This is a genomic window from Roseiarcus fermentans, assembly GCF_003315135.1.
Classification (GTDB): domain Bacteria; phylum Pseudomonadota; class Alphaproteobacteria; order Rhizobiales; family Beijerinckiaceae; genus Roseiarcus; species Roseiarcus fermentans.
This window is the reverse complement of sequence record NZ_QNRK01000015.1, coordinates 65,686-80,156: the sequence shown is the minus strand read 5'-3', so window position 1 is coordinate 80,156 and position 14,471 is coordinate 65,686. Positions and strand designations below refer to the sequence as shown.

Sequence of the window (14,471 nt, the reverse complement as noted above, 5' to 3'; positions counted from 1 at the left end):
TGGATGGTTGGAATATGACGACGCCCGGATTTCAGGCCGGCCGATGGCGCCTCGCGGCGGCGGTCGGCGCCCTCGCGGGAGTCGTCGCGCTGGCGCTCCTATACGCGAGGCCCGCGCCGCCGGACAAGGGCGCGAACGGCTGCGGGCCGGCGTCCCGGGCGGTCGCGGCGCGGCTCGCGCCGCTGGCGAAGGGAGAGGCCGCGCCCGTGCGCGCAGCCTCCGACCCGACGCCGGCGCCCACGCTCGCCTTCGAACGGCCCGACGGGTCGAAGACCAGCCTCGCCGATTTCCGCGGCCGGGCGGTGCTCCTCAACCTGTGGGCGACCTGGTGCGTGCCGTGCCGGACCGAGATGCCGGCGCTCGACGCGCTGCAGGCGACAAAAGGCGGAAAAGACTTCGAAGTCGTCGCGGTCAACGTCGACACGGCGCGGCTCGAGCGGCGCGCCGCCTTCCTCGACGGGGCCGGCGTCAAGACGCTCGGGCGCTACGCCGATCCGAGCGGCGACGCGTTCGAGACCCTGCGCCGGGACGGCAAGGCGCTCGGCCTGCCGGTGACGCTCCTGATCGACCGGGAGGGCTGCGAGGTCGCCGCCGCCGCCGGCGCGGTGGCGTGGGATTCGGCCGACGCGCAGGCGCTGATCGCCGCCCTGAAGGGCGGATAGGCGGACCGGTCGCCGTCGCGCGGCGCCTCCGCCTGACGCGGGCGTGCGCCGCAAAACGGCGTATTGCACAAATCCTCGGCGCCGCATGCGGTGTTCGCAGGCTCATACGGCCGCGGACCCTGTCGCGCGGTCGCTGACCGCGGCCCGCCGCACAGCGGCGCAGGGCCGGTCGTACGACCCGGTCGGCGCCCGTCCCCCGCCCCGCCGAACCGGCGCGCCGACGCTCCCCGCGCCGCCGCCGTCGCCCGAGACCTTCGCGCCCACGGTCGGGCCGGCCGGGGCCCGCCCGAGGGGACCGTTCAGCCGGACGTCTGCAGCGGGGGGAGGGCGCCGCCGGGGACCGCCTCCAGTCTCACTTCGGCGATGCTGACGCTGACGTCCGCGGGGGGCGCCCCGAACGGGGCGCTCGTGACGATCATGCCGGCGCCGGCGCGCACGTAGTCGGCGGCGTTGGCGACCGTGACCCCGCCCGCCGCCGCGATCAGCGGCGGCAGGTTGCGGGCGCGCGCGATCGCCGCGACCTCGCCGACCGCCGCCACGCTGAACCTCTCCAGCTGGATGATGTCGAAACCGGCGTTGATCGCCTCCTGCGCCTCGGCGACGTCGTCGACTTCGATCGCGATCTTCTTCTCGGGGGCGACGAGGCGCAGTCTGTCCATGACCGTGGCGAGCGGCTTGTCGCGCAGGAAGGCGCGGTGCTCGGCGAAGATCAGGATCGTCTCGGACAGGCCGGCGCGATGCAGGATCGCGCCGCCCGCCGTGACCGCGACATGGGAGAGCCGTCGCCCGCCGGGGAACGCCTTGCGAGTGCAGGCGACGCGGACGTTGGGGTTGACCGCTTCGACCGCATCGACCATCGCCCGCGCCGCCGTGGCCATCCCCGACAGGGTCTCCACCATCGTCTGCGCCGCCTTGAACACCAGATGCAGATCGGCCGCGTCGCCGTCGCCGGCGAGCAGCTTGGCGCCGGCCGCGACCGACTCGCCCGATCGCCGGTGCAGCACCACCGGGATCCCGCGGCGCATGAACATCGCCGCCGCGAGCTCGGTTCCGGCGATCGTCATCGGCTTGCGCGCGTAAAACACGACGTGGCCGCGCCGGCCGTGAAGCCCGAGCGCCTCGGTCGTCAGATCGCCGCCTGCCGTATCCTCGACAAGCAGCGGCTCGGCCAGATCGTCGAGGCGCTCGAACGCGTGGGATGATGCGTGGGCGTGCGGCATGACTCTTCACTCTCCTTCAGACGTCGATCGCGATCATGGTCGGACGCCTCGCTCACCGCTGACGCGGGCATGCCGACTTCGAGCGCGCGCGCGTCGAACGCCTCGTCCGGCGCCGAGGCCGTCGCCAATCGTTTCGGGCCCGACCCCGAGTCATCCGCGCGCGGTTGGCGCTCGCGACCCCTCATGCCGGGAAGACCGTTGCGGGCGGAGCGATTCGCCGATTGGGCCCCGTCGATACGCGAGCAAGGTTCGGGCCACGCTCCGCCCGTCGCGCCGTCCGGTCTTCAAACCGAAGGCGGCGCTTTCCGGCCTCCGCCGGCCCTTCCGCCGCGGGGGCGCGCGCGGCCGCCGCCCGGATGTATCGCCGCGTCGGCGCGACGGATTGTCGGAAACCCGACGAAACGGCCATTCATGGGTTGGCGAACCCCTCGATCCCAACCAGTTCGCTGCGACGACGGAAGGGCGCCGCCCCCGGGGAGAGGCGGAGCGCCCTGACAGCCGAGGCGGGCGCCGACCAACGCCGTCCAAAGCGAGCGAAGCGATCGAGGGGCCGCTTTCGCTGCCGCTGCGGATCGCCGCGTCGCGCTCGGGCTCCTCGCGACGAAGTCCGCGCCGGCTATTCCCGCTTGCGCGCCAGCCGGCGGCTGGCGGCTCGCAACTACTGAAACAGCTTCATCGCATTCGCCACCGTCCCGTAGATTCCCCACAGCAGCGGAATCCCGACGAAGCTCCAGGCCAGCGCCAGCTCCAGCGCGGTCGTGCCGCGAACGCTTTCGTTCCCCATCGTCGCCTCCTTCAGCCCACGCCGATCACGTCGTCGGCGCTCTCCGGATTCATGTGGTGCCGGTCGTCGACCGCCTTGATCAGGAGATTGGCGATCAGTCCGACCACCAGAAGCCCCGCCATGATATACATAGTAACATTGTAAGCCTGCGCCTTCGGCACGCCGGAGTCGATCTGATACTGACGAATGTAGTTGACGAGGACGGGTCCGAGCACGCCCGCGACCGACCATGCGGTGATCAAGAGGCCATGGATCGCGCCGACGTAGCGCGTGCCGAACATGTCCCTGAGATAGGCCGGAACCGTCGCGAATCCGCCGCCGTACATGCTGAGAATGACGAGGAAGCACAGGATGAACAGCGGCAGGTTGCCGGCGGCGCCGAACCAGGGCGCGAGCGCGTAGAGGACGATGCCGAGCAGGAAGAAGAGCGTGTACGTGTGTTTGCGGCCGATGGCGTCGGAGATCGAGGCCCAGAAGAAGCGTCCGCCCATGTTGAAGATGCTGAGGAGCCCGACGAAGCCGCCGGCGGCCGCGGCCGTCACGCGCCCGGGAAACATCTCCTGGCTCATCGCCGACGCCTGGCCGAGGACGCCGATGCCCGCCGTCACGTTCATGCACAGGACGACCCAGATCAGCCAGAACTGCGGGGTTTTCAGCGCCTGATAGACGTAGACGTCGCGCATGGTGACCAGCTTCTTTGGCCTGACCGGGGGGACGTAGCCGGCGGGCCGCCAGCCGGCCGGCGGGACGCGGACGATCGCCGCCCCGACCAGCATGAAGCCCGCATAGACGAGGCCGAGGACGACGAAGGTTTCCGCGACGCCGACGTGCGTCGGCGACGAAAAGGCGGTCATCAGCCACACCGAGAGCGGCGAGGCGATCATCGCGCCGCCGCCGAAGCCCATGATCGCCATTCCGGTCGCCATGCCGGGACGATCCGGAAACCACTTCAGCAAGGTCGAGACCGGCGAGATGTAGCCGAGGCCCAGCCCGGCGCCGCCGAGCACGCCGTAGCCCAGATAGACGATCCACAGCTGATGCCAGGCGACCCCCAGGGCGCTCACCAGAAACCCGCCGCTGAAACAGATCGCCGATGCGACCATCGCGCGGCGCGGCCCGCCCTCCTCGACCCAGCGGCCGAACAGCGCCGCCGAGGCCCCGAGAAAAAAGATCGCGATCGAGAAGATCCAGCCGAGGTCGGTCAGCTTCCAGTCGTCGGGAGCCGATTTCGTCACGCCGATCAGCCTCGACATCGGCAGATTGAAGACGCTGAAAGCATAGGCCTGGCCGATGCACAGGTGGATGCACAGCGCCGCCGGCGGGACCATCCAGCGGCTGAAGCCGGGCCTTGCGATCGTGCGGCTCCGGTCCAGTATCGACACGACGCTCATCGAACGCTTCTCCCCCTCGTGCGAAACGACAGGCGGCCGGAAGGCCGGTCCTGCATCGACTGGCCCCTTTTTTGGGCCTCGTCTTCGGCGGCTTTCGGCCTCACCGCAGCCATAATCTCGCATGCTACCGACATCGGCCCGTCTGACAACTGCTGAAATGTCCATGAGGCGATGTCGGCGTCGGCGAACCGCGTCCCCTGTTCGCCGGGGTCGCGGCGGCATACGCCTTCGGACAGGCGACGCTTCGCCACGCGCTTCGCTTCCCCGATCCGGCGGGCCCGACCCCGGGGCCGGGAGGGGCGGGAGCTGCGGCGTTTTCGCGCCCGCGGAAGGCGCGACCTTTTGCCCTGCGCCGTTGCCTTAAATCGATAAGACGTTATTGTCCGCGCCGCCCCGGGCCGCGCCCGCGTTGGTTTGGGCGGCGGTCGGACTTGAGGCATGGCGACGGACATCCGCATAGCGCTGGACGCAATGGGGGGCGACAACGGCCTCGCCGTGGTGATGCCGGCGGCGTCGATCGCGCTCGAGCGCCGGCCGGACATCCGTTTCCTGTTGTACGGCGACCGGAAGGCGATCGCTCCCTATCTCGCCGCCGACCCGCGCCTGGCCGCGCGGGCCGAGGTCTTTCACACCGATGTCGCGGTCAAGATGACGGACAAGCCGAGCCAGGCCTTGCGCGCCGGGCGGCGGGTGTCGTCGATGTGGCAGGCGATCGAGGCGGTGAAGACCGGCAAGGCCGACTGCGCCATCTCCGCCGGCAACACCGGCGCCCTGATGGCGATGGCGAAATTCTGCCTGCACACCATGGCCGCGATCGACCGGCCGGCGATCGCCGCGCTGTGGCCGACGGTGCGCGGCGAATCGATCGTCCTCGACGTCGGGGCGACCATCGGCGGCGACGAACAGCACCTCGTCGATCTCGCGGTGATGGGCGCGGCGATGGCCCGCATCGTGTTCGACATCGACAGTCCCACGGTCGGCCTGCTCAACGTGGGAACCGAGGAGATCAAGGGGGTCGAGGAGGTCAAGGCCGCCGGCCGGCTGCTGCGCGAGGCGCGTCTGCCGAACATGACCTACCGGGGTTTCGTCGAGGGCGACGACCTCGGCCAGGGCGTGGTCGACGTGTTCGTGACCGAGGGCTTCACCGGCAACATCGCGCTCAAGACCGCCGAAGGCACGGCGCGCCAGCTCGGCCAGTACATGCGCGACGCGTTCGGCCACAGCCTGATGTCGCGCATCGGATTCCTGTTCGCGCGCAAGGCCATCGCCGCCCTGCGCGAGCGCATGGCGCCGCGGGCGCACGGCGGCGTGTTCCTGGGCCTTGACGGCGTCGTCATCAAGGCTCATGGCGGCGCCGACGCCGAAAGCTACGCCGGCGCCGTGGAGCTCGGTTACGACATGGTGCGCCAGGAACTCCTGGCGAAGATACGTGAAATGATCGCTCACGCCAGCGACGGCCGTCCGGCGGCCGCTTCGCAGGCGATCGACACCTGACCCGGAATTTCTGAATGTTCTCCAACCTCCGTTCCTGTGTCCGCGGCGTCGGTTCGGCGCTTCCCTCCCGCTGCGTCGCCAACGCCGAACTCGTCGGCAAGGTCGACACTTCGGACGAATGGATCCGCCAGCGCAGCGGCATCACCCAGCGCTACGTCGCCGGCGAGGGCGAGACGACCTCGACGCTGGCGACCCGGGCCGCCGAGGCGGCGCTCGCCAACGCCGGGCTCGCGGCCTCGGACATCGATCTCGTCGTCGTCGGCACCGCGACGCCGGACTACACCTTCCCGGCGGTCGCGACCCAGGTGCAGGCCAGCCTCGGCATCGTCCACGGCGTCGCCTTCGACCTTCAGGCGGTCTGTTCGGGCTTCGTCTTCGCCGTGACGACGGCCGACAAGTTTCTCAGGTCCGGCTCGAACAAGCGCGCGCTGGTGATCGGCGCGGAGACCTTCACCCGAATTCTCGACTGGAATGACCGGACGACCTGCGTGCTGTTCGGCGACGGGGCGGGGGCGATGGTGCTGGAGGCGCGGGAGAGCGACGGCGCCTTCGCCTCGCCCGGGGTGATCGCTGCGCGGCTGCGCTCGGACGGGCGCCATCGCGCCAAGCTCTACGTCGACGGCGGCCCCTCGACCACCGGGAGCGCCGGCCACCTCCGGATGGAGGGCAAGGAGGTGTTCCGCCACGCAGTCGGCATGGTCACCGACGTGATCCAGGGCTGCCTCGACGACGCCGGCTGCGCGGCGAGCGCGATCGACTGGTTCGTGCCGCACCAGGCCAACCGCCGTATCATCGACGCCTCGGCCGACAAGCTCGGCATTCCGCGCGAGAAGGTGGTGGTGACCGTCGACCGGCACGCCAACACCTCCGCCGCCTCGATCCCGCTCGCCCTCGACCTGGCCGTCCAGGACGGCCGGATCAAGGCTGGCGACCTCGTCATGATCGAGGCCATGGGCGGCGGCTTCACCTGGGGCGCAGCGCTCATCCGCTGGTAGGACGTTCGACGGCCGGTCCGCCCGCGGCCTCGACGGGCGCGCCTCGCGATCACGCGGGCGGCAGCGCTCGTTCGACGGTTTGTGCGCGAGCGCCCGGCGCTTGTCCGGTCCCGGGCGTCCGGGACGGCGAAGGGGGCCGTCGCCCGGACTTGCGCCGATCGCAATTCCTCGATCTTCCTGCCCGGGCTGGCTCGGCGGGCTGGGACGTCGCGCACGTCCTGCATTTCACATTTCTGACACATTGATGGTTAGTTTGCCGCCCGTCACGTCGATCGCGCCCTGCGACGACGAACGTCAGAATGATCGCGTCAGGTCGGTCGTCAAACGGCCAGTTTTACCCCGCGATTGAATGCCGATTCGTGATCATCGGATCAAATATAACGTTCCAGTTATAACTGAATACGCAGAAACCGAATCTTAAGATTCGGTTAATTCTGCGTTGACGAAGGAGTATTGGTTTGAAGACAGTCATGACGATTCCCGCCGTGCTGACCGCCCTGACGATTTCCGGCGCCGCCGAGGCGAGCGGACGATACCAGCCGCCCTCGATCGCTTCGGCGGCGCTCGCCTCCGCCTCTGCGAACGACGCCGCGGGCGGGGCCTCCGCGTTGCGGGCCGAGGCTTCCCAGAGCCGTGGGGACGTCGTCGCGGAAGCCGAGCGCTGGCTCGGCTCGCGCAACATGACCGGCAAGGGCGGGCCGTGGTGCGCCCACTTCGCCTCGTACGTCCTGCAGCGCACGGGTCATCGGCCGCTCGCCAACGGGATGGCTTCGTCCGCCCTCGGTTACGGCCGGCGGCTGGTCGAACCCAAGGTGGGAGCGCTCGCGGTCGTCACCACCCGGGACGGGTTCGCCGCCCATGTCGGCTTCGTCTCGGGCCTTCGCTCCGACGGCTCGATCGAGCTCATTTCCGGCAACTGGGGGCGGCGGGTCACCGACTCGGCCGTCTCCCGCCGCTCGGTCGTGGCGTTCGTCGACGTGATGTGAGCGCGACCGCCGGGCGCGGCTGGATCGCGCCCGGCTCTCGCAGGGCTCGTTCGGCGCCGCCGCCCGTTAGGCTCGCCGAGGCGTTCACGAGGATTATGACCGTCGATCGTGTGAAATTCATTGACAACAGACAGCATCCTGATGTTATAGCTGGGGAAGAGCTGAAGTTTCGATTGCCGCCGCTCGGCGAAAGGGTGCTCCCGTGAGCGCTATAGACAGGTTCGTCGCGCAAGGAAGGAACGCCGTGCCGGCGCGGTTTCTGACCGACATGGCGGTCAACCGCGCGCTGACCAGAACCTTCGCGATCGGCGACGAATTCCTCGACGATCGCGGGCTCGACGCGTTCGACGACGACGACGCGATCTACGTCATCGCCTTCGACCGTGTGGGCGGCGCTTACCTCGGCTCCGTCCGCCTGAGACCGACGGTCAAGTCGACCCTGCTGCGCGACGCCGCGCCCTATCTGCTGGAGTTCGGCGAGACCATCGAAAGCCCGCGCATTTGGGAGTTGTCGCGGCTGTGCACGACCACCCGATCCGAACACAGGAGAAGGCATGGCGCCGACGCGGTCGCAGGGGAGTTGGCGGCCGCCGCTTTCGAGGTTGCGGGCCGCGCGGGCGTCAACCAGTTCGTCTGCGTGACCGACGATCCCACATTTCACGCCCTGGAACGGATCGGCTGCGCGCCCAAGTTGAAGCCGAGGCCGGCGAGCGGACCGGGATCCGCGCCCCACGTCGTGTTCCTCGACGTCGGCCAGATCCCGTTGAAGAGGATCCAGAACCGACGCGCCAAAGCCGCGATGGTCGAATTTCGCGGAAATCTGGCCGAACGGCGGTAGCGGCGCGCGTGCCGGCGTCGATGCGTCCGCCGCGGAAGATGCGCGGCGGCCTCGGATCGGTGACGCCGCTGCTCGGCCCTGCACATGCGCTGCCCTTCGACGAGCGCTTCGCGACGCCTTTGCGGAGACGATGCGGCGCTTCTCCTCCCACGCCGAAGGAATCGGCGGTTGGAGGGGCGCCGCGATCGGCGAACCGGGCGCCGGATTCGCAGACGGCCGCGCTCCTGCGCCGCGACAGCCCCGCTCCCGCGCCGTTCGGATCGGGTCCGTGAATATTTCAGCTCGCTTTATTTATTGCACAGCATTGTCTTGGGTATGAATGTATGATGTTTTTGTGCCGTCGGCCAGTCTGATGGCAGGCTCAGCCGAATTTAGAGGAGCATCATGATAGACTGTCGGGCAGAGGTCGTGAACGCGCTGTATTGGGATCCTGCTATTCCCCGTGATCGGGTTACGGCGCAGGTGGATCAGGGCCTGGTGACCCTGAAGGGCGTCGTGGAGCGCCCGTACCAGAAGTCCTATGCCGAGGCGATCGTGCGACGCGTCCCGGGCGTGAGTGTCGTCAAGAATGAAATTGCCGTCAAGGTCGTGCCCGAACTCCGTCAGTCGCTGTCGAAACCGTAGTCGATCGCCGCCGGCGCGAAGGGGCCGGGAACTGGGGAGTTGCAAGATGGCCGATTGGAAAGTGTTTTACCGCGACCAGCTCGACACCGACAGAACGGTGGGCGGCGCGCCGAGCATGGAGGCCGCTCTCGAGCGGGCGAAAGATCTTTATTGCCAGCAGCGCGCCGCAATATATCGGATCGAAGGGCCCAACGGCCGGTCCTTGTCCAAACAGGAAGTCCTGAACTGGGTCCATGACCACCGGCATTAGCCGGCCGTTCGAGGCGTTACGCAATTTCTCCGGAAGTCGGATCGGGCGGCGGCTGCGCTGAAGGCGCGCCGCCGCCGCTTCGATTCCTGGCGATTCCGGTCCCGCCCCAAGGCGCCGCCTCGGGGCCCGTCGTTGCCTGGCGGGGGCGCGAGGTCGACCGCGCGGTCGAATCCGGACAGGCTTGATCATTTGGTGAAGTCGGGTCAGCCGGACCGGGTCGCGCTCTTGACCATTGGGTGAAGCGCGCGGACCGGAGCGCTCGAGCCTCCTTCGCCGCAGCGCCCCGCGTGGCCGCCAACCCGTTGAAAAGACAGAGCTCTGACCCTCGCGTGGCCGGCGCGCCAGGCGCCCTCGCCACGCATGGCGCCGCGCTTGCAGACCTCGTCCTCGCCGGCCGCGGGCTCGTCCCGCAAGGCCCCGAGAAACCGAAGCGAGGGAAACGCCCGTGGCTCTGCTCGAACGCCATGAATGGTACGACATCGCGCGCTCCACCAACTGGACGCCGACTTACGTCTCCGAGGACCAGCTCTTTCCGGAGGTCATGACCGGCGCGCAAGGCGTGCCGGTCGAGAAGTGGGAGGTCTACGACGAGCCCTACAAGGTCTCCTATCCCGAGTACGTGCGGATCCAGCGCGAGAAGGACGCCGGCGCCTATTCGGTCAAGGCGGCGCTCGAACGCAGCCGCATCTACGAGAACGCCGACCCCGGCTGGCGTTCGATCCTGAAGGCGCACTACGGCGCGATCGCGCTCGGCGAATACGCCGCCATGAGCGCGGAAGCGCGCATGTGCCGCTTCGGCCGCGCGCCGGGCATGCGCAACATGGCGACCTTCGGCATGATGGACGAGAACCGCCACGCCCAGATCCAGCTCTACTTCCCGCACGAATACGCGCCGAAGGACCGCCAGTTCGACTGGGCGCACAAGGCTTACCACACCAACGAATGGGCGGCGATCGCGGCGCGCCACGCCTTCGATGATCTGTTCATGGCGAGGAGCGCGACCGAAATCGCGGTGATGCTCACCTTCGCCTTCGAGACCGGTTTCACCAACATGCAGTTCCTCGGCCTCGCCGCCGACGCCGCCGAGGCCGGAGACTTCACCTTCGCGAGCCTGATCTCGTCGATCCAGACCGACGAGTCGCGCCACGCCCAGATCGGCGGCCCGGCGCTCCAGGTCTTGATTTCCAACGGCCGAAAGGCGGAGGCGCAGAAGCTCGTCGACATCGCCATCGCCCGCGCCTGGCGCATCTTCTGCATCCTGACCGGCCCGTCGATGGACTACAACACGCCGCTCGAGCACCGAAAGCAGAGCTTCAAGGAGTTCATGCAGGAGTGGATCGTCGGCCAGTTCGAACGCTCGCTGATCGACCTCGGCCTCGATTTGCCCTGGTACTGGGACAAGATGATCGCCGAGTTCGACTATCAGCATCACGCCTATCAGATGGGTCTGTGGTTCTGGCGTCCGACCCTGTGGTGGAACCCGGCCGCCGGCGTCACGCCCGAGTGCCGCGCATGGCTCGAAGAGAAGTATCCCGGCTGGAACGCGAGCTTCGGCCAGGCCTGGGACGTCATCACCGACAACCTGCTCAACGGCCGTCCCGAGCTCACCGCGCCGGAAACGCTGCCGATCGTCTGCAACATGAGCCAGATCCCGATCTGCGCCATCCCTGGCGACGGCTGGAACGTCAAGGACTATCCGCTCGAATACGAGGGCCGGCTCTATCACTTCAATTCGGAGATCGACCGCTGGATCTTCGAGCAGGATCCGCAGCGCTACCGCGACCACATGACTTTGGTCGACCGCTTCCTGGCCGGAAAGATCCAGCCGCCGGACCTCATGGGGGCGCTCGCCTACATGAGCCTCCAGCCTGGCGAGATGGGCGACGACGCCCACGGCTACGCCTGGGTGGAGGCCTTCCGGAAAGCGCCGCCGCTCGCCGCCGAGTGACGCCCCCTTCTCCGCGAAGCGGGGAAGGTGTCGCCGAAGGCGACGGATGGAGTGTGGCGTGCGGACGCTCGGGTCGAGGGCTGGCGCGACACTTTGTGCAAGCCTGCCGACGCCGGAGAAGCGGCCCAAACCCCATCCGGCCCTTCGGGCCACCTTCCCCAGCCAAGCTGGGGAAGGTTCGCCGACGCCGCTCTGTTCTTAACCCGATTTCCCAAGAGGAGCCCGACATGGCCCTGTTTCCCATCATTTCCAACTTCGAGCGCGACTTCGTGCTGCTGCTGCTGCCCGTCGACGATCAGAACACCATGGACGAGGTCGCCGCCGCCGCGGCGCATCATTCGGTCGGCCGCCGGGTCGCGCCGCAACCGAACAAGGTGATCCGCGTGCGCCGCCAGGGCGCGGGCGAATTCTTTCCCCGCGATCAGCGCCTCTCCGAGACCGGCGTCAGGCCGATGGAGGCGCTTGAGTTCATTTTCGCGGACGCCTGACCATGACCTTCAAGCAAGCCTGCACCCTCGACGACCTCTGGGAAGGCGACATGGCCGAGGTCGAGGTCGACGGCCACACGGTGCTGCTCGTCTGGCCCGAGGGCGGCGAAATCCGCGCCTTTCAGGGCGTGTGTCCGCATCAGGACATTCCGCTTTCGGAAGGAAAGTTCGACGGACGCGTCATCATGTGCCGGGCCCATCAATGGACGTTCGACGCCGGGACCGGCGCCGGCGTCAATCCCGGCGACTGTCGGCTCGCCGCCTATCCGGTGAAGATCGAGGGCGAAGCGATCCTCATCTCGACCGAGGGCGTCGCCCCGACCTTCGCCCACACCTGACCATCGAGAGGAAACGCACGTGAGCGCCACCGACACGCGTAACGCTTTCAAGAACAATCGCGTCGGCCCGATCCTGCGGGCCGGGCCGATCACCGCCGGCGTCATCGAGGCGGCGGAGGAGGACAATCCCGGCAAGCAGATCCGGGTTGACGACAAGATCGCCTATGTCCGGATCGACACCGAAGGCGAGCTGATCCTGCGCCGCGAGACGCTCGAACGCGCGCTCGGCCGGCCGTTCCGCATGTCGGAGCTGGAAGTCAACCTGGGCTCGTTCGCCGGACGAATCGAGACGACCGATGACTTCGTCCGTTTCTACTACGAAAAAACGCTTTGAAACATTCCGGGAGGAACCCATGAACCAGCCTGCCGTTCTCCAGCCGCTGAAGACCTGGAGCCACCTCGCCGCGCGGCGCCGCAAGCCGAGCGAATACGAGATCGTCTCGACCAACCTGCATTACACCACCGACAATCCGGACGCGCCGTTCGAGCTCGATCCCAACTTCCCGCTCGCGATCTGGTTCAAGACCCATCGCAACGCCTCGCCGCTGAAGCACCCGGACTGGAACGCCTTCCGCGATCCGGACGAGATCGTCTATCGCACCTACAACATGCTGCAGGACGGCCAGGAGAATTACGTCTACGGCCTGTTCGACCAGTTTTCCGCGCGCGGCCATGACGCGATGCTCGATCATGGATGGGCGCGTCGATTGGCGCGGCTCTACACGCCCTCGCGCTATCTCTTCCACTCGCTGCAGATGGGTTCGGCCTATCTCTGCCAGATCGCGCCGGCCTCGACCATCTCCAACTGCGCGACCTACCAGACCGCCGATACGCTGCGCTGGCTCACCCACACCGCCTATCGCACCAAGGAGCTGTCGAAGAGCTTCGACGACGTCGGCTTCGGCGCCGGCGAGCGCGACACCTGGGAGAACGATCCGGCCTGGCAGGGTTTTCGCGAGCTCGCCGAAAAGGGTCTGTGCGCCTACGACTGGGCGGAAGGGTTCGTGGCGATGAACCTCGTCGCGCGTCCGGCGGTCGAGGAGGCCGTGCTGCGCGGCCTCGGCGCCTCCGCCCGCCACAACGGCGACACGCTGCTCGGCCTGCTGACGGACGCCCAGCTCGTCGACGCCGACCGACACCGCCGCTGGAGCGGCGCGCTGGTCAAGATGGCGCTCGGCGTCGCGGCCAACAAGGCCGTGCTGGACGGCTGGGTCGCGAAGTGGGCCCCACTCGGCGACGCCGCCATCGACGGCTATTGCGCGCATCTTCCCGACGCGCCCGGCGCGGCCGAGACGGCGAAGGAGGCCGCGGCTGCGTTCCGCAACGGAATGGGGCTGTAACGGAGGCGGCGTCCCGCAGCCCGGGCGCGCTGGTGACGCGCGCCCTCCCATTCCTCGCAAGATCCGCTCGCGTCGCTCGAACCCCGTTGCTCCCATGACCCACCGCGTCCAGTTCGAATCCGGCGAGTCCTTCGCGTTCTGCGATGACGAGGACACGCTGCTGCGCGCCGCCTTGCGCGCAGGCCTCGGCTTTCCCAACGATTGCGGGGTGGGAGGCTGCGGCAATTGCCGATTCGAGCTCGTGTCGGGCGACATGGAGACGCTGTGGCCCGAGGCGCCCGGGCTCTCCGAGCGCGAGCGCAGGCGGGGCCGGCGGCTCGCCTGCCAGTCGAGGCCGGCGAGCGCCTGCGTGGTGAAGGTTCGGCTATCCGACGAATATCGGCCGGCCGTTCCCGGCTTGCGGCTCGCGGCGCGGCTGACCGATCGGCGCGAGATCGCGCCGGGCATGGGCGAGTTCACGTTCCACACCGAGGCGCCGGCGCGTTTCCTCGCCGGGCAGTTCGCCATTCTCCATCCGCCGGGCGTCGACGGCGCGCGCGCCTATTCGATGTCGAACCTGCCGAACGAGGCGGGCGAATGGCGGTTCGTGATTCGCCGCGCGCCCGGCGGCCGAGGCAGCAACGCGATGTTCGACCGTCTCGCGATCGGCGACGCCGTGACCATCGACGCGCCCTATGGACGCGCCCACTGGCGCGGCGACCCTGTGCGCGACGTGGTCTGCGTCGCGGGCGGCTCCGGGATCGGCCCGATCGCGGCGATCGTGCAGGCGGCGCTGCGCGATGGCGGCGAGCGCCGGATTCACGTGTTCGAAGGCGCCCGGACCGAGGCCGACCTCTGCTTCCGCAAGCTCGTTCCGGGAGAGTCTCCGGCGCTCGTCTACGCGCCGGCCCTGTCGGCCGAGGCGGAGGGAAGCGCCTGGGCGGGGGCGCGCGGTTTCATCCACGCCCATGTCGAGGCGCACGCCTTTCCGGTCGAGCGTTGCGAATTCTACTTCGCCGGACCGCCGCCGATGATCGAGGCGATGAACGACCTCCTGGTGATGCGCTGGCGCGCCCCGCTGGCGCAGGTTCACACCGACAAGTTTTTCTGACCGGACCGGCAAGAGCCGGCGTC

Annotated in this window: 16 protein-coding genes; 13 read left to right on the top strand and 3 right to left on the bottom strand. The window is 68.5% G+C overall.

The genetic code is table 11. From position 1 onward, the window contains the following. Nucleotides 1–14 precede the first annotated feature (14 nt). The gene (gene tlpA, locus DFR50_RS14670; protein WP_113890023.1) at nt 15–662 is read left to right on the top strand and encodes a thiol:disulfide interchange protein TlpA; all 648 of its coding nucleotides are present in this window, start codon (nt 15–17) and stop codon (nt 660–662) included. A 299-nt stretch (nt 663–961) separates the two neighbouring features. Here tlpA and modD read toward each other — a convergent pair whose 3' ends face one another. The 3 genes from modD to DFR50_RS14660 all read right to left on the bottom strand — a co-directional run bounded on the left by modD (nt 962) and on the right by DFR50_RS14660 (nt 4,057). Further along, the gene (modD, locus tag DFR50_RS14665; protein WP_113890022.1) at nt 962–1,882 is read right to left on the bottom strand and encodes a ModD protein; all 921 of its coding nucleotides are present in this window, start codon (nt 1,880–1,882) and stop codon (nt 962–964) included. A 658-nt stretch (nt 1,883–2,540) separates the two neighbouring features. Then, the gene (locus tag DFR50_RS33335) at nt 2,541–2,666 is read right to left on the bottom strand and encodes an MFS transporter small subunit (RefSeq protein ID WP_281016083.1); all 126 of its coding nucleotides are present in this window, start codon (nt 2,664–2,666) and stop codon (nt 2,541–2,543) included. A gap of 11 nt (nt 2,667–2,677) precedes the next feature. Beyond that, nucleotides 2,678–4,057 (bottom strand): L-lactate MFS transporter, encoded by a 1,380-nt coding sequence (locus DFR50_RS14660; RefSeq protein ID WP_113890021.1) that lies wholly within the window; start codon nt 4,055–4,057, stop codon nt 2,678–2,680. Nucleotides 4,058–4,495: 438 nt separating this feature from the next. Here DFR50_RS14660 and plsX point away from each other — a divergent pair, with 438 nt between their 5' ends. The 12 genes from plsX (at nt 4,496) to DFR50_RS14595 (ending at nt 14,448) form a co-directional block, all read left to right on the top strand. Beyond that, on the top strand, nt 4,496–5,551 hold the full coding sequence (gene plsX, locus DFR50_RS14655; RefSeq protein ID WP_113890020.1) for a phosphate acyltransferase PlsX: 1,056 nt from the start codon (nt 4,496–4,498) through the stop codon (nt 5,549–5,551). Between the two features lie 14 nt (nt 5,552–5,565). Next, on the top strand, nt 5,566–6,546 hold the full coding sequence (locus DFR50_RS14650; RefSeq protein ID WP_113890019.1) for a beta-ketoacyl-ACP synthase III: 981 nt from the start codon (nt 5,566–5,568) through the stop codon (nt 6,544–6,546). A 470-nt stretch (nt 6,547–7,016) separates the two neighbouring features. Then, entirely contained in the window at nt 7,017–7,532 is a 516-nt protein-coding gene (locus DFR50_RS14645; protein ID WP_113890018.1) for a TIGR02594 family protein, read from the top strand. A gap of 244 nt (nt 7,533–7,776) precedes the next feature. Continuing rightward, on the top strand, nt 7,777–8,370 hold the full coding sequence (locus DFR50_RS14640) for an acyl-homoserine-lactone synthase (protein ID WP_113890017.1): 594 nt from the start codon (nt 7,777–7,779) through the stop codon (nt 8,368–8,370). A gap of 408 nt (nt 8,371–8,778) precedes the next feature. Then, a complete protein-coding gene (locus DFR50_RS14630; RefSeq protein WP_170153219.1) occupies nt 8,779–8,994 on the top strand; it encodes a BON domain-containing protein in 216 nt (71 codons plus the stop codon). A 46-nt stretch (nt 8,995–9,040) separates the two neighbouring features. Next, nucleotides 9,041–9,244 (top strand): hypothetical protein, encoded by a 204-nt coding sequence (locus tag DFR50_RS14625; protein ID WP_113890014.1) that lies wholly within the window; start codon nt 9,041–9,043, stop codon nt 9,242–9,244. A gap of 445 nt (nt 9,245–9,689) precedes the next feature. Continuing rightward, entirely contained in the window at nt 9,690–11,192 is a 1,503-nt protein-coding gene (locus DFR50_RS14620) for a YHS domain-containing protein (protein ID WP_113890013.1), read from the top strand. Between the two features lie 227 nt (nt 11,193–11,419). Continuing rightward, on the top strand, nt 11,420–11,680 hold the full coding sequence (locus tag DFR50_RS14615; protein ID WP_113890012.1) for a toluene-4-monooxygenase system B family protein: 261 nt from the start codon (nt 11,420–11,422) through the stop codon (nt 11,678–11,680). 2 nt (nt 11,681–11,682) lie between these two features. Further along, nucleotides 11,683–12,018: a monooxygenase system ferredoxin subunit gene (locus tag DFR50_RS14610; protein ID WP_113890011.1), complete on the top strand. Its 336-nt coding sequence runs from the start codon at nt 11,683–11,685 to the stop codon at nt 12,016–12,018. A gap of 19 nt (nt 12,019–12,037) precedes the next feature. Then, nucleotides 12,038–12,352 (top strand): MmoB/DmpM family protein, encoded by a 315-nt coding sequence (locus DFR50_RS14605; protein ID WP_113890010.1) that lies wholly within the window; start codon nt 12,038–12,040, stop codon nt 12,350–12,352. A gap of 19 nt (nt 12,353–12,371) precedes the next feature. Further along, the gene (locus tag DFR50_RS14600) at nt 12,372–13,358 is read left to right on the top strand and encodes an aromatic/alkene monooxygenase hydroxylase subunit beta (protein ID WP_113890009.1); all 987 of its coding nucleotides are present in this window, start codon (nt 12,372–12,374) and stop codon (nt 13,356–13,358) included. Nucleotides 13,359–13,452: 94 nt separating this feature from the next. Beyond that, the gene (locus DFR50_RS14595; RefSeq protein ID WP_113890008.1) at nt 13,453–14,448 is read left to right on the top strand and encodes a 2Fe-2S iron-sulfur cluster-binding protein; all 996 of its coding nucleotides are present in this window, start codon (nt 13,453–13,455) and stop codon (nt 14,446–14,448) included. Nucleotides 14,449–14,471: the final 23 nt, after the last annotated feature.

Coding starts and splice junctions, on each gene's coding strand:
- tlpA (WP_113890023.1), top strand. CDS start 15: ATGACGACGCCCGGATTTCAGGCCGGCCGATGGCGCCTCGCGGCGGCG.
- modD (WP_113890022.1), bottom strand. CDS start 1,882: ATGCCGCACGCCCACGCATCATCCCACGCGTTCGAGCGCCTCGACGAT.
- DFR50_RS33335 (WP_281016083.1), bottom strand. CDS start 2,666: ATGGGGAACGAAAGCGTTCGCGGCACGACCGCGCTGGAGCTGGCGCTG.
- DFR50_RS14660 (WP_113890021.1), bottom strand. CDS start 4,057: ATGAGCGTCGTGTCGATACTGGACCGGAGCCGCACGATCGCAAGGCCC.
- plsX (WP_113890020.1), top strand. CDS start 4,496: ATGGCGACGGACATCCGCATAGCGCTGGACGCAATGGGGGGCGACAAC.
- DFR50_RS14650 (WP_113890019.1), top strand. CDS start 5,566: ATGTTCTCCAACCTCCGTTCCTGTGTCCGCGGCGTCGGTTCGGCGCTT.
- DFR50_RS14645 (WP_113890018.1), top strand. CDS start 7,017: ATGACGATTCCCGCCGTGCTGACCGCCCTGACGATTTCCGGCGCCGCC.
- DFR50_RS14625 (WP_113890014.1), top strand. CDS start 9,041: ATGGCCGATTGGAAAGTGTTTTACCGCGACCAGCTCGACACCGACAGA.
- DFR50_RS14615 (WP_113890012.1), top strand. CDS start 11,420: ATGGCCCTGTTTCCCATCATTTCCAACTTCGAGCGCGACTTCGTGCTG.
- DFR50_RS14610 (WP_113890011.1), top strand. CDS start 11,683: ATGACCTTCAAGCAAGCCTGCACCCTCGACGACCTCTGGGAAGGCGAC.
- DFR50_RS14600 (WP_113890009.1), top strand. CDS start 12,372: ATGAACCAGCCTGCCGTTCTCCAGCCGCTGAAGACCTGGAGCCACCTC.
- DFR50_RS14595 (WP_113890008.1), top strand. CDS start 13,453: ATGACCCACCGCGTCCAGTTCGAATCCGGCGAGTCCTTCGCGTTCTGC.